Genomic DNA, 12,568 nt, shown 5'->3' on the forward strand with positions numbered 1-12,568 from the left:
GTGAACCTTGTGTTTAAATCAATATTTTCTTCAAAATAATCTCCGTAGAATTTGGCTGAGATTTCACAAAATCACCCGCATTTTTCGACATTTCTTTCAGGTAAGAAACTTCGCCTTCTTCGGCTGACAAATCTTTTTTCATCACTTCCTCGATGAAAGCAGCTGCGGTCACAAAATCGTCAAAGTGTTTTCCGCCTTTGGCTGCAACCAAATTATCTGCTTCCGGATTTTTTTTATACTGATTTCCAAAAATGACTGGAACGTCATAAACTGCAGCTTCCAAAATATTGTGCAATCCTGCCGTATGAAAACCGCCGCCAACAACCGCCAAATCTGCGTAAGAATATAATTTTGAAAGCTTTCCAATACTGTCGATGATGAGAATTTGATAATTCGAAGTTTGAAGCGTTGGAGAATTGGAAAGAGCACTGTAAAGAATGGCGTTCGGAAATAATTTTAACAAATGCGGAATGCGATGCAAATCGTGAGGCGCGATGGCAAATTTGGTTTCAGGAAGTTTTTTGACCAAGAGTTGGGCGATATCTTCCTCAGTTTGCCAAGAACTTCCGAAAACAATCAATTTCTGACTGCCTTTAAACTCTTCAATAAAATCGAGATGATTATCTCTATCCAAGAACTGTTTCACGCGGTCAAATCTTGTATCGCCGGAAACGGAGGAATTTATCAATCCGATATTTTTTGCCAGAGCTGAAGATTTGATGGTTTGATGAAAAAACCAGTTGATGTTATTTTTCAGTTGTTTGGCGAACCATTTTCCATAATTTTCAAAGAAAATCTGATGTTCATAAAACAAAGCAGAAATCACATAAATTTTTGTTTCTCTATTTTTCAGTTCAATTAAAAGATTGTACCAATAATCATATTTCACAGTGAAGAAAATCTGACAATCGAAGCTGGAAACAAATTCCTGAATTTCTTTATTTTTATCAAAAGGCAAATAACAAATTGCGTCTGCCATATGTTTTTTCTTCTTCACATTTTCATAACCGGAAGGTGAAAAGAACGTGATTAACACTTTATAATCCGGAAAATGTTCCTTCAGTTTCTCGAGAACTGGTAAACCTTGTTCGTATTCACCTAAGCTGGAAGCATGCATCCACAGGACTTTATCTTCTCGGGAAAAAGCATTTCTTACAATTTCCAAAGACTGTTTTCTGCCTCGGATTCCTTTTTTGGTTTTGCCATCGATGAGTGCAAAGACCTTCATCCCGAAAATCATCAGGCGGACGAAAAGATTGTATAGAGATTTCATCTTTTATTTTTCTAATGCAAATCTATCATTATTTGTGGAAGGATTGGATATGACCAAGAATTCCAAATCATTTTCTGTGTCATTTTCTATCAAATGAATTTGATTTGGCAGAATATGAAATCCTGAATTGGCGTAAACTTCATAAATATTCTCGTCTCTGTGAAATCTTGCTTTTCCTTTGAGAATAAAGAAAAACTGTTGTGCATTTCTGTGAAAATGAAGTTGCTCTTTCGTTTTTGGAGGCATCATTTCTTGTTTGATAGAAAGGTTTTCTGAGTTTAATAAAACCCAGCTGTCACAATTATTTCCCCAAATGTAATGCTCGGAATTTTCTTTTGAATTTATCATCGTTTGTTTTTCTGATTCAGGCAAATTTAATTATTAAGTAAGGATAACATTAAAATCTAAACGCAAAGTTCGCCAAGATTTTTTGAAATTATTGAAAATACTTTAGATTCGCAAAGACGTAAAACTCACCAAAGAAATACGAATTATTAAAACGTAATTTTGTCATTCCGTAGGAATCTAAACCGTCTAGATTCCTACGGAATGACAAAACAGCATTTCAATGCTGAATCTTGTTTTGTACTGAAACCCGCAGCCCGACTTGAGTGGAAATCCTTTTTTGCTTGTAATCAGGTTCAACTTAACTGGAATCGTGAGCAAAAAAGATTGGGAACGGAAGGCGGAAATAGCTGCCCAAATAAATCAAATCATAAGTTGTTGAAAATTATTGTAAAAAAGTTTTCAAATACTTGTGAAGCAAAATAAAAGCTGTATATTTGCAATCTGAAAATTTAATAGTAATTACGAACTAAATATATTAGTGATGAGTAAAAGAACATTCCAACCATCTGAGAGAAAAAGAAGAAACAAACACGGTTTCCGTGAAAGAATGTCTACACCAAACGGAAGACGAGTGTTGGCAGCTAGAAGAGCGAAAGGAAGAAAGAGCTTAACTGTTAGTGCATCTCGCGCTAAGAGATAATTTCTTCAAAAATTATCATATACAAAAAGTGTCTGGACATTGTTTCAGACATTTTTTGTTGTTAAAATTTCCCAAAATTGAAAGCAGGAAAATAAGTTTTTGCTATTTTTGATTTTCACAACCTTCAACTTGAAATTATGCCGCATAGAAACGACCCGGGAGTAGATATTATAGATTTGAGCAACGCTAAGATTGTTCAGAAAAACTTCACCGTCCTGAATGATGTTGACCTTCATATCAAGAAAGGGAAATTCTGCTACCTTATCGGAAAAACTGGCTCTGGAAAGAGTTCTCTTTTGAAAGTTCTTTACGGACAATTGCCTTTGCAAGGCGGAAGCGGACAGGTTGCCGGTTTCGATTTGAAGAAATTGAAGCAGTCAGAAGTTCCCAACTTGAGAAGAAAATTAGGAATCGTTTTTCAGGATTTTCAGCTTTTACCAGACAGAAATATTGAGAAAAATCTTCTTTTTGTCCTACAAGCGACTGGCTGGAAAGATAAATTGAAAATGGAAGCGAGAATTGATGAAGTTCTATCCAGCGTTGGGATGAAAACTAAAAAGCACAAAATGCCTCATCAGCTTTCTGGTGGAGAACAACAGCGTGCTGCGATTGCGAGAGCGTTGTTAAACCATCCAGAATTAATCCTTGCGGATGAGCCAACGGGAAATCTTGACCCAGAGACTTCCAACGATATTATGACACTTCTAAAGAATCTTGCGGAGGAAAACCATTGCGCAGTGGTGATGGCAACGCACGATTATCATATGATTCAGAATTATCCTGGCGAAGCAATCCGTTGTGAGAATGGACAGGTTTCTGTTTTGGATACGGCGGAACTTTTTGAATAATTATAGAAGTTAGAGATTAGAATTTAGATGTTAGATTTAGATTCTAATGTTTTTAAAATATAGAACCTTTCTGAAAATTTCAGAGAGGTTTTTTTGTGAATTGATGGAAGTCTTTTGTAAGTTCGAGATATTCATCAGAGTAAACTCTTGGAGATTTTTCTATGACGAAGTTTTCTATTTTAGCTTCTGAATTTTTAAATGAATATTCTAAAACTAAACGTTTCGGTTCCGAGGTTTTTATGCCTTTAATAATGACTTTTCTTTGGAGAAATAAATTATTGTTAAAACAAATCTCAGTGAATTCCTTCTCGGAATCGATTGGAATGATGACTGTGAAAAGTCCATTTTCGGAAAGTAATTGACTTGATTTTTTGATTAAATCAGAGAAATTCAATTCTAATCTTTGTCTTGCGAGAATATCTTTTTCGGATGAATTGATTTCAAAATATGGAGGATTTGAAATGATTAAATCAAATTTCTCCTCAGTTTCGAAGTTCTTTAAATCTTGAAGTTGGCTTTTGATTCTATCAGAAAAAGGAGAATTTATGAAATTGGTTTGAGAAATATTGACTGCTTCAGAATTAATATCGATTGCTAAAATCTTAGCTTCTGGGTTTCTTTGAGCAAGCATTAATGAAACAATTCCGGTTCCTGTACCTATTTCCAAAACTTTCTTCGCTTCGGAAACATTAGCTAAAGCGCCGAGCAAAACTGCATCTGTTCCCACTCGGAAAACGTCAGCGTTTTGTTGAATATCAAACTGTTGAAATCGAAAAGGTTTCATTAATTACATATTTGAAGGCATAGAAATCGTGAAGGTCGCGCCTTTGTCAACTTCAGAAACCACGGTGATTGTGCCATTGTAATCTTCCACCATTCGTTTCACCATTGTGAGTCCGATTCCCATTCCGCTGTTTTTGGAAGTGAAATTCGGGTCAAAAATCCTATCGAGTTTATCAGTCGGAATCCCAACTCCATTATCCTGAACGGTAATTTTGATTCGCTTTTCGATTTTCTCGAGGTCAACGTTGATGACGGATTTTCTATCATCGGACTTTGCCTGACTGGCGTTGGTCACGAGATTGGTAATGATCCTGGTCAGATAATCTTTATCGATTTTCATCCGGATATCATCGTGATTGGCGTGGACAAAAATATTTTCGTCACTGAAAATCGTGAGCGAATTTCGAACTTCCTTATTCAAAGAAATTTCTTCATCCGTCTTTTCCGGTAATTGCGCAAATTGAGAAAACGCACTCGCTACTCTACTGATAACATCGATTTGACCGATGACAATCTCACTTAGATTCTTAACTTTATTGGTAATATTCGGGTCGTTCGGGTCAAACTTTCTCTCGAAGTTTTGCATCATCAACTTCATCGGTGTCAACGGATTTTTGACTTCGTGAGCAACCTGCTTAGCCATTTCCTGCCAGGCGGATTGCTTTTCGATGTAGCTTAATCGTTCGCGCTGGTCGGCAATTTCGGCAATCATTTTATTATAAGCTTTCACCAAGGCATTCAGCTCATCATTTTTATAATATTTGATGGGTTGCAGATTTTTATCAAACAAATTAATCCTGCTAATCATCGATGTAAACCTGACAATAGCTTCCGTCAAATTGTTGGAAATAATCCAACTGAGCCAAATACTGAAAATGATAATCAAAATATTAACGCCAATAATATAAGCAAAGTAATGCTTGAAAACTTCCATATAAGCGCTCTCGTTGTGATAATACGGAAAATAGATATAGCCAATATCTTCCAGCATATTGTTTTTCAGAACCATATAAGAAGAGACGATACTCGCGTCCAATTTCTCGTCATAGGATTTGTCGTCGTATTGTTTTCCGTTTTTGCGTATTTCATTCAGGACATTGGCAGGCATTTTCTTTTGCTCCACAAGATTTGGGTCTTTGTTGGAGAGGAGATAATTTCCTTTCAGGTCATAAATGATAATATCGTGCTTGTTGATATCCGCAATCTCGTAGATTTCGTTCTCCAAAACCTTCGGAATATCATAGGTCTGAACCTGAGAATGGCCCAGCGCATAATCCAAAGAAGCCAAAAGCGCCTGTGATTTGTTCTGCATATCGGTCTTGCTCACCTTCTTAGCATTGTCCCGAAGAATTACGAAAGACAAAGCCGCCGAAGTGACAACACTCAAGATACAAATTGTGAGAAAGCCGATGAAAACCCTGTTTCTTAATCGGTAACCTTTATAATCACTTAATGGCATTCTGTTTTTTCAATAGTTTGGCAACGTACTTTCCGATAATATCGAATTCCAGATTTACCACATCGTCTTTCTGCAGGTTTTTCATATTCGTGAACTCCCAGGTGTACGGAATTATCGCCACAGAAAACTTCCCGTCTCCGCTCTCAGCAACCGTCAAGCTTATACCATTCACCGTAATTGAGCCTTGCGGAACAGTTGTATATTCAGCAGATTCGTCGTAATTGATGGTAATGAAATAACTTCCGTCCTGATTTTCGATGCTTTCCACAGTTCCCGTTTTGTCCACGTGACCTTGCACGATGTGTCCGTCCAGTCTTCCTTCGAAGCGCAAACAACGTTCCAAATTGACTTCCGTACCCACATTCCAAAAATTAAGATTGGTTTTTTCCAGCGTTTCGTTTATGGCCGTCACTTTATAAGTATTCTCCGTAATTTCAACAACCGTAAGACAGCAGCCGTTGTGAGCCAGACTTTGGTCGATTTTCAGCTCCTGAGTGAAAGGTCCGCTCAGCGTAAAATCTATATTACTTTCGTTTCTGTCAATTTTTTCTACTTTTCCCGTAGCTTCAATGATTCCTGTAAACATTCTTTCTTAATATTTTTAAATTTTTAGGAGCTGTTTCCCGCTTTCCACTATATCTTTTTCGCCATCGCTTTTTTCAAGCCACCGCAGAAAAAGGATGCCGTTGCAATCGGGGCTATGGGCTTTGTCATCCGTAGAAACTTTAGCCATTTAAATTAGCATCCGTTTCATAAGAAAAACTACCTAAAAAATTGTAATTTTGTAAATTCTTTATAAATGTCAAAGATAAACAAATGAGCTCCAAACACCATAAAATCAGAGTAGGAATTTCAATCGGCGATTTCAACGGAATCGGTCCGGAAATCATCCTCAAATCTCTGAAAGATAAATCCATCACAGACTTTTTTACGCCCGTCATCTTTGGTTCAGGAAAATTGTTCACTTATCAGAAAAATGTTTTTAAACTTCAGACCAATTTCAATTACATCAACGAAGCGAAAGAAGCTCAGGCGGGGAAGATCAATATGGTGAATCTGACCAAGGAGAACAGCAATATAGAATTTGGAGTCCCGACGGAAGAATCCACAAAAATGGCCATCGACTCTTTGAACGCAGCAACAGAAGCGCTATTAAACAAAGACATCGACGTTCTTGTAACAGCGCCAATCAACAAAGACGAAATGATGAAATATGGTTTTGCTCACGCAGGCCACACCGGATATTTCGAGGAAAAAGCAGGCAAAAAAGCCGTAATGTTTATGGTCAGCGAAGGTTTGAAAGTTGCTGTTTCCACGCATCACATTCCGGTTTCGGACATTGTAAATCACATAACGAAAGACAATATCAAAAAACAAGTGAAACAATTGGTTGCTACATTGAAAGAAGATTTCTGCGTAGAAAAGCCAAAGATTGCCGTTCTCGGACTCAATCCTCACGCTGGCGACGGTGGCGTTATCGGAAAAGAAGAAATCGAAATCATTCAGCCTGCTATTCAGGATTTATTTGACGAAGGCATTATGGCTTTCGGTCCTTATCCGGCGGATAGTTTTTTCCAACCAGAGAAATATAAAGCATTCGACGCAGTTTTAGCGATGTATCACGACCAAGGTTTGGCGCCATTCAAAACGATTGCTTACGAAGAAGGCGTGAACTACACTGCTGGCTTGCCTTTTATCAGAACTTCGCCGGACCACGGCGTTGCCTATGATATTGCGGGGAAAAATATCGCAGATGAGACTTCATTTTCCGAAGCAATTTTCACAGCCATCGATATTTTCAAAAGCCGAGACGAATATCAGGAATTGAGAGCGCATCGCCTCCGCCCGAAAGCGACACACGCAAACCACGGAGTAGACGAAGATTTACCGAAGGAAAGCTAAAACTTTCTTCAAAATTGAGACATTAAAATAAGTTTTTGGAGGACTAATTTTTTGCAATTCAAGTATTTCCAAAAAATATTTTGTTATTTGAAAAAATTAAATTATTTTTGCAAACCATTTTTATGGACAGATTTAGAAACTACGACATTGCTTTTGTAGGCTTAAAAGCTGGAAAGCACGATTTCAATTACGAAATCAATCAGGAGTTCTTTGATTTATTTGAGACTGAACAAGAGTTTTTCAACCCGGAAATTAGTGTAAATGTTCTTTTGGACAAGCATACTACATTTTTGGAATTCATATTCAAAGTTTCAGGAACGGTTCAATTGATTTGCGACATTAGCAATGATGAATTTTCCGAAAACATAGAAAATGACTTGAAAGTTCTTGTGAAATTTGGAGAAGAATACGATGACAGTAACGAGGATGTTATTACCATCAACAGAAAAGACAGCGATTTCAACATCGCAAACCTTATCTACGAAACGGTGGTTTTATCAATTCCAATGAAGAAAGTAGCACCTTCTGTAAAAGACAATGATGAATATCAGAATCTTTTAGATAAATACAGTCCAAAAATAATCGAGGAAGAAGAGGAACAAGTTGACCCACGATGGGCAGCTTTGAAGAAATTAAAAGATAACAATTAAGAAATAACAATATAATTCGAAAGAATTTTTTAAAAAGTACTAACAAATGGCACATCCTAAAAGAAGACAGTCGTCTACAAGAAGAGATAAAAGAAGAACACACTACAAAGCTGTAGTTCCTCAATTGGCTAAAGACGCAACGTCTGGCGAAATGCACCTATACCACAGAGCGCACTGGCACGAAGGAAAACTTTATTACAGAGGAAAAGTTGTAGTAGAGAAAACTGTAGAAACTATAGAAGAAAACTAAGAATTATCTTTGATAATCTTATACTTAGCATAAAAAACCACTCGGATTTTATTAATTTGGGTGGTTTTTTATTATATTTGGCGTTCAAAACATTTAAAATTTTATGGATATAAAAGACATTCAGAATCTTGTAAGATTTGTAGCAAAAGCAGGAGTTTCCGAAGTGAAATATAAAAATAAAGACTTCGAAATCTACATCAAAACACCACTTGGAGGCGAGCCTGTAAGCTATGTAACACCACAAGTTTCTTATCAAACTCCTTTTTCTGCACCGGCTGCAAGTCTAGTTTCTGCTTCTAACGATAATTCTGAAGCAGCAAATGCTGCCGATGACAGCAAATATATTACTATCAAATCTCCGATGATCGGGACTTTCTATAGAAAACCATCTCCAGACAAAGAGGTTTTTGCAAACGTAGGCGATTCTGTAACAGAAGGAAAAGTAGTTTGTGTGATCGAAGCGATGAAGCTTTTCAACCAGATCGAATCAGAAGTTAGCGGAAAAATCGTGAAAATCTTGGTAGAAGATGCTTCTCCTGTAGAATATGATCAACCATTATTTTTAGTAGACCCTTCTTAATATAATTGATAGATGATGATTGATAAGTGATGATTTTCACTTTATCTCAATTTTTAATTCTTAATTTTTAATTATAAAAAGATGTTCAAAAAAATATTGATCGCAAACCGTGGCGAGATCGCAATGCGAATTTTGCGTACGGCCAAAGAAATGGGCATAAAAACAGTAGCTGTTTATTCAACTGCTGACAAAGACAGTCTTCACGTTCGTTTTGCGGACGAGGCTGTTTGTATTGGTCCGCCAATGAGCAAAGATTCTTATCTTAAAATACCAAATATCATTGCTGCTGCAGAAATTACAAATGCAGACGCGATCCATCCAGGTTACGGTTTCTTATCAGAGAATGCAAATTTCTCAAGGATCTGTGCTAAGAATGGCATCAAATTCATTGGAGCAAGTCCTGAGCAAATCGAAAAAATGGGAGACAAAGCTACGGCTAAAGCAACCATGAAAGCAGCTGGAATCCCTTGTGTTCCAGGTTCTGAAGGTTTGATCGATTCTTACGAAGATGCTAAGAAAACTGCTCTGGTTGTTGGTTATCCGGTGATGATCAAAGCAACTGCCGGTGGTGGTGGAAAAGGAATGAGAGCTGTTTGGAAAGAAGAAGATCTGAAAGAACATTGGGATTCAGCAATCCAAGAAGCTGTAGCGGCTTTTGGAAACGGCGGAATGTACATGGAAAAACTGATCGAAGAGCCAAGACACATCGAGATCCAGGTTGCTGGAGATCAATTTGGTAAAGCTTGTCACCTTTCCGAAAGAGATTGCTCTATCCAAAGAAGAAATCAAAAACTAATTGAGGAAACGCCTTCTCCTTTTATGACGGATGAACTTCGTGAAAAAATGGGAGCTGCGGCTGTAAAAGCAGCAGAATATATTTCTTACGAAGGTGTTGGAACAATAGAATTTTTGGTGGACAAACACAGAAATTTCTATTTCATGGAAATGAATACGAGAATCCAGGTTGAGCATCCAATTACGGAACAAGTTGTTGATTTTGACTTGATCCGTGAGCAAATTCTTCTAGCTGCCGGAACGCCCATCAGTGGAAAAAATTATTATCCGAAAAGACATTCTATCGAGTGTAGAATCAATGCGGAAGATCCTTATGCTGATTTCCGACCATCTCCGGGAAAAATCACTGAACTTAATATTCCTGGTGGAAATGGTGTAAGAGTTGACACTCACGTATATTCTGGATACACGATCCCATCCAACTACGATTCTATGATCGCTAAATTGATTGTTACTGCTCAAACCAGAGAAGAATCGATTGCGAAAATGAAACGTGCTCTGGAAGAGTTCTATATTGAAGGAGTGAAAACTACGATTCCTTTCCACAGACAATTATTGGAGAACGAAGATTTCCTTGCTGGAAACTACACGACCAAGTTTATGGAAGACTTCGTGATGGACAGAAGTTTCGATAATCATATCTAGAAATTATCATTAATAAAGATATAAATGCCTGACTTTAAAAGTTGGGCATTTTTATTACCGTCTATTGAATTCAAATTTATTATTTTTACAAAAATTAAAAGTTATGTCAACAGCAGTTCAGGAAAAAAACTCACAATACTTCATCGACCTCGAAAACCAATATGGCGCGCACAATTACCATCCACTTCCAGTGGTTTTGGACAAAGGTGAAGGTGTTTTTGTTTGGGATGTAGAAGGTAAGAAATATTATGATTTCCTATCCGCCTACTCTGCTGTCAATCAAGGACATTCTCATCCAAAAATTGTGGAAGCATTGGTCAATCAAGCTAAAAAATTGGCTTTGACATCAAGAGCTTTTTACAATTCAAATCTTGGAGAATACGAGAAAAAGATCACAACGCTTTTCGGATTTGATAAAGTCCTTCCGATGAATTCTGGTGCTGAAGCTGTAGAAACAGCTGTAAAATTAGCCAGAAAATGGAGTTATGAAGTCAAAGGAATCTCTGAAAACGCTGCAAAAATTGTAGTTTGTGAAAACAACTTTCACGGAAGAACAACAACAATCGTTTCTTTTTCTAACGATCCAGATGCCAACCAGAATTACGGACCTTTCACGCCAGGATTTGTAAAAATCCCTTACAATGATCTGAATGCATTAGAAGAAACGTTTAAAAATGATGCTCAAAATATTGCTGCATTTTTAGTTGAACCAATTCAAGGTGAAGCTGGCGTTTACGTTCCAGACCAAAATTACCTCAAAAATGCTTCACAACTTTGTAAAAAATACAACGTACTTTTCATCGCAGACGAAGTGCAAACCGGGATTGCAAGAACTGGTAAATTGATAGCTTGTCATCACGAAAATGTTCAGCCAGATATTTTAATTTTAGGAAAAGCACTTTCCGGCGGAATGTATCCTGTTTCCGCAGTCTTAGCCAATGACGAGATCATGAATGTCATCAAACCAGGACAACACGGTTCAACTTTCGGTGGAAATCCGATTGCTTGCGCTGTTGCAATTGCTGCATTGGATGTTGTGGCAGATGAAAATTTATCAGAAAGATCTGAAGAACTAGGAAAACTCTTCCGTTCTGAAATTGAAAAATTAATTGAGAAAACAGACTTGATCACGAAAGTTCGTGGAAAAGGTTTGTTGAACGCAATTTTAATTAACGATTCTCCGGACAGCAAAACGGCTTGGAATCTTTGCGTTAAACTAAAAGAAAACGGATTGCTTGCAAAGCCAACACACGGAAACATCATTAGACTTGCACCTCCATTGGTCATTACCGAAGAGCAACTTTTGGATTGTGTTAAAATTATTGAGAAAACAGTATTAGAATTTCAAACGTCGTAGTTTGTATGAAAATTCTGATCATTCAAAAGAAATTCATGGGAGACATCTTGGTCACCTCTACCGTTATACCTTTGCTGAAAAAAAAATATCCGGACGCTGAGATTACTTTTCTTTTAGATGAGAACTATAGACAGATCTTGATTGGAAACCCCTTTTGGGACCATTTGATCTTTTGGAATAAGGAGAATTTTTCGGAAATGCTTTTCGATATTAGAAATCGAAAGTTTGATGTCGTCATAGACCTTTATTCCAAGATCGACACAGGATTCTTGACCTTCTTTTCCGGAGCGGAAAAAAGAATTGGCTTTTTTAAAAAGTACACGCAAATTTTTTATAATTATCCCATCAAAAGAAAGAAAGAATCTATATCAAAGAATATCACTTTGGCTATCGAGCATCGCTTGCAACTTTTAGAACCTCTTGGCATTTCTTTCCAAGAGGTTTTTCCTAAGACTTTTCTTTTGGATGAAGAAATTGAAAATGCTAAAAAACTCCTTGCTGACCATCAGCTCACCGAAAGTGATGATCTGATTATGATCAGTACATTTGGTAGTAATGAAATAAAGACCTATCCAATAGAATACATGGCGAATGTATTGGATCAAATTGTTGATATCGCACCGCAGTCAAAACTTCTTTGCAATTATCTGCCACATCAAAAAGAAAAGTTCATCAAGTTATTTGGTCTGATCTCTCAGAAAACCCAGAATGCTGTTATAAAAGATTTCGAAACAAAGGATCTAAGGGAATTTTCAGCGGTTACGAGTCTCTGTAAATGTTTGATTGGTAACGAAGGTGGCGCGACCAATGTCAGCAAGTCTTTGGGCATTCCTACATTCACTATTTTTGCACCTCATATAGAACCAAAAGGTTGGGCTTGGACAAGTCAACCGGATTTGGATAGATTTTTGCATTTAAACGACTTTGTGAAAGATTCAAAAGATTACAAGGATTTCAAACCCGAGTTTTTGAAGCTTTTTTTGAAGGAATTTTTAGAAAATGTCACGAAATCACATCCATAAATGTTTTAATAATCAG

The 12,568-nt window shown here is 37.1% G+C and carries 14 protein-coding genes; 9 read left to right on the forward strand and 5 right to left on the reverse strand.

From position 1 onward, the window contains the following. Positions 1 to 13 precede the first annotated feature (13 nt). Entirely contained in the window at positions 14 to 1,273 is a 1,260-nt protein-coding gene (locus tag AXA65_RS16630) for a 3-deoxy-D-manno-octulosonic acid transferase (RefSeq protein ID WP_063971179.1), read from the reverse strand. Positions 1,274 to 1,276: 3 nt separating this feature from the next. Next, the gene (locus tag AXA65_RS16635) at positions 1,277 to 1,621 is read right to left on the reverse strand and encodes a cupin domain-containing protein (RefSeq protein WP_063971180.1); all 345 of its coding nucleotides are present in this window, start codon (positions 1,619 to 1,621) and stop codon (positions 1,277 to 1,279) included. A 481-nt stretch (positions 1,622 to 2,102) separates the two neighbouring features. Here AXA65_RS16635 and rpmH point away from each other — a divergent pair, with 481 nt between their 5' ends. Together rpmH and AXA65_RS16645 are read left to right on the forward strand one after the other, a co-directional pair. Further along, positions 2,103 to 2,261 carry a 50S ribosomal protein L34 gene (gene rpmH, locus AXA65_RS19635; RefSeq protein ID WP_007843334.1) on the forward strand — a complete coding sequence of 53 codons (159 nt, stop codon included), beginning with the start codon at positions 2,103 to 2,105 and terminating at the stop codon, positions 2,259 to 2,261. 137 nt (positions 2,262 to 2,398) lie between these two features. Next, complete coding sequence (locus AXA65_RS16645) at positions 2,399 to 3,109, forward strand: cell division ATP-binding protein FtsE (RefSeq protein ID WP_034969772.1); 711 nt, start codon at positions 2,399 to 2,401, stop codon at positions 3,107 to 3,109. 79 nt (positions 3,110 to 3,188) lie between these two features. Here AXA65_RS16645 and AXA65_RS20050 read toward each other — a convergent pair whose 3' ends face one another. From AXA65_RS20050 to AXA65_RS16660, 3 genes are read right to left on the reverse strand one after another with little or no spacing between them, the layout of a single operon-like run. Next, on the reverse strand, positions 3,189 to 3,893 hold the full coding sequence (locus tag AXA65_RS20050) for a tRNA1(Val) (adenine(37)-N6)-methyltransferase (protein WP_063971182.1): 705 nt from the start codon (positions 3,891 to 3,893) through the stop codon (positions 3,189 to 3,191). A 3-nt stretch (positions 3,894 to 3,896) separates the two neighbouring features. Continuing rightward, positions 3,897 to 5,351: a sensor histidine kinase gene (locus AXA65_RS16655; RefSeq protein WP_063971183.1), complete on the reverse strand. Its 1,455-nt coding sequence runs from the start codon at positions 5,349 to 5,351 to the stop codon at positions 3,897 to 3,899. After that, positions 5,338 to 5,937: a riboflavin synthase gene (locus AXA65_RS16660; RefSeq protein ID WP_034976370.1), complete on the reverse strand. Its 600-nt coding sequence runs from the start codon at positions 5,935 to 5,937 to the stop codon at positions 5,338 to 5,340. Before AXA65_RS16660 ends, AXA65_RS16655 begins: the two co-directional genes overlap by 14 nt. Positions 5,938 to 6,167: 230 nt before the next feature. On the opposite strand from AXA65_RS16660, the gene pdxA reads away from it, so the two are divergent. The 7 genes from pdxA to AXA65_RS16695 all read left to right on the forward strand — a co-directional run bounded on the left by pdxA (position 6,168) and on the right by AXA65_RS16695 (position 12,552). Then, positions 6,168 to 7,253, forward strand: a complete 1,086-nt coding sequence (pdxA, locus tag AXA65_RS16665; protein WP_063971184.1) for a 4-hydroxythreonine-4-phosphate dehydrogenase PdxA — start codon at positions 6,168 to 6,170, stop codon at positions 7,251 to 7,253. Positions 7,254 to 7,375: 122 nt separating this feature from the next. Beyond that, on the forward strand, positions 7,376 to 7,903 hold the full coding sequence (locus AXA65_RS16670; protein WP_063971247.1) for a YceD family protein: 528 nt from the start codon (positions 7,376 to 7,378) through the stop codon (positions 7,901 to 7,903). A gap of 46 nt (positions 7,904 to 7,949) precedes the next feature. Further along, positions 7,950 to 8,153: a 50S ribosomal protein L32 gene (gene rpmF, locus AXA65_RS16675; protein ID WP_028121219.1), complete on the forward strand. Its 204-nt coding sequence runs from the start codon at positions 7,950 to 7,952 to the stop codon at positions 8,151 to 8,153. Positions 8,154 to 8,256: 103 nt separating this feature from the next. Next, the gene (gene accB / locus AXA65_RS16680) at positions 8,257 to 8,733 is read left to right on the forward strand and encodes an acetyl-CoA carboxylase biotin carboxyl carrier protein (RefSeq protein ID WP_063971185.1); all 477 of its coding nucleotides are present in this window, start codon (positions 8,257 to 8,259) and stop codon (positions 8,731 to 8,733) included. An 81-nt stretch (positions 8,734 to 8,814) separates the two neighbouring features. Beyond that, positions 8,815 to 10,173 (forward strand): acetyl-CoA carboxylase biotin carboxylase subunit, encoded by a 1,359-nt coding sequence (accC, locus tag AXA65_RS16685; protein WP_034976364.1) that lies wholly within the window; start codon positions 8,815 to 8,817, stop codon positions 10,171 to 10,173. A 103-nt stretch (positions 10,174 to 10,276) separates the two neighbouring features. Beyond that, complete coding sequence (rocD, locus tag AXA65_RS16690; protein WP_063971186.1) at positions 10,277 to 11,530, forward strand: ornithine--oxo-acid transaminase; 1,254 nt, start codon at positions 10,277 to 10,279, stop codon at positions 11,528 to 11,530. Positions 11,531 to 11,535: 5 nt separating this feature from the next. Next, positions 11,536 to 12,552, forward strand: coding sequence for a glycosyltransferase family 9 protein (locus tag AXA65_RS16695; protein ID WP_063971187.1), 1,017 nt, complete (start codon positions 11,536 to 11,538; stop codon positions 12,550 to 12,552). Positions 12,553 to 12,568 lie beyond the last annotated feature (16 nt).

This window comes from Chryseobacterium sp. FP211-J200 (genome assembly GCF_001643375.1).
Classification (GTDB): Bacteria; Bacteroidota; Bacteroidia; order Flavobacteriales; family Weeksellaceae; genus Epilithonimonas; species Epilithonimonas ginsengisoli.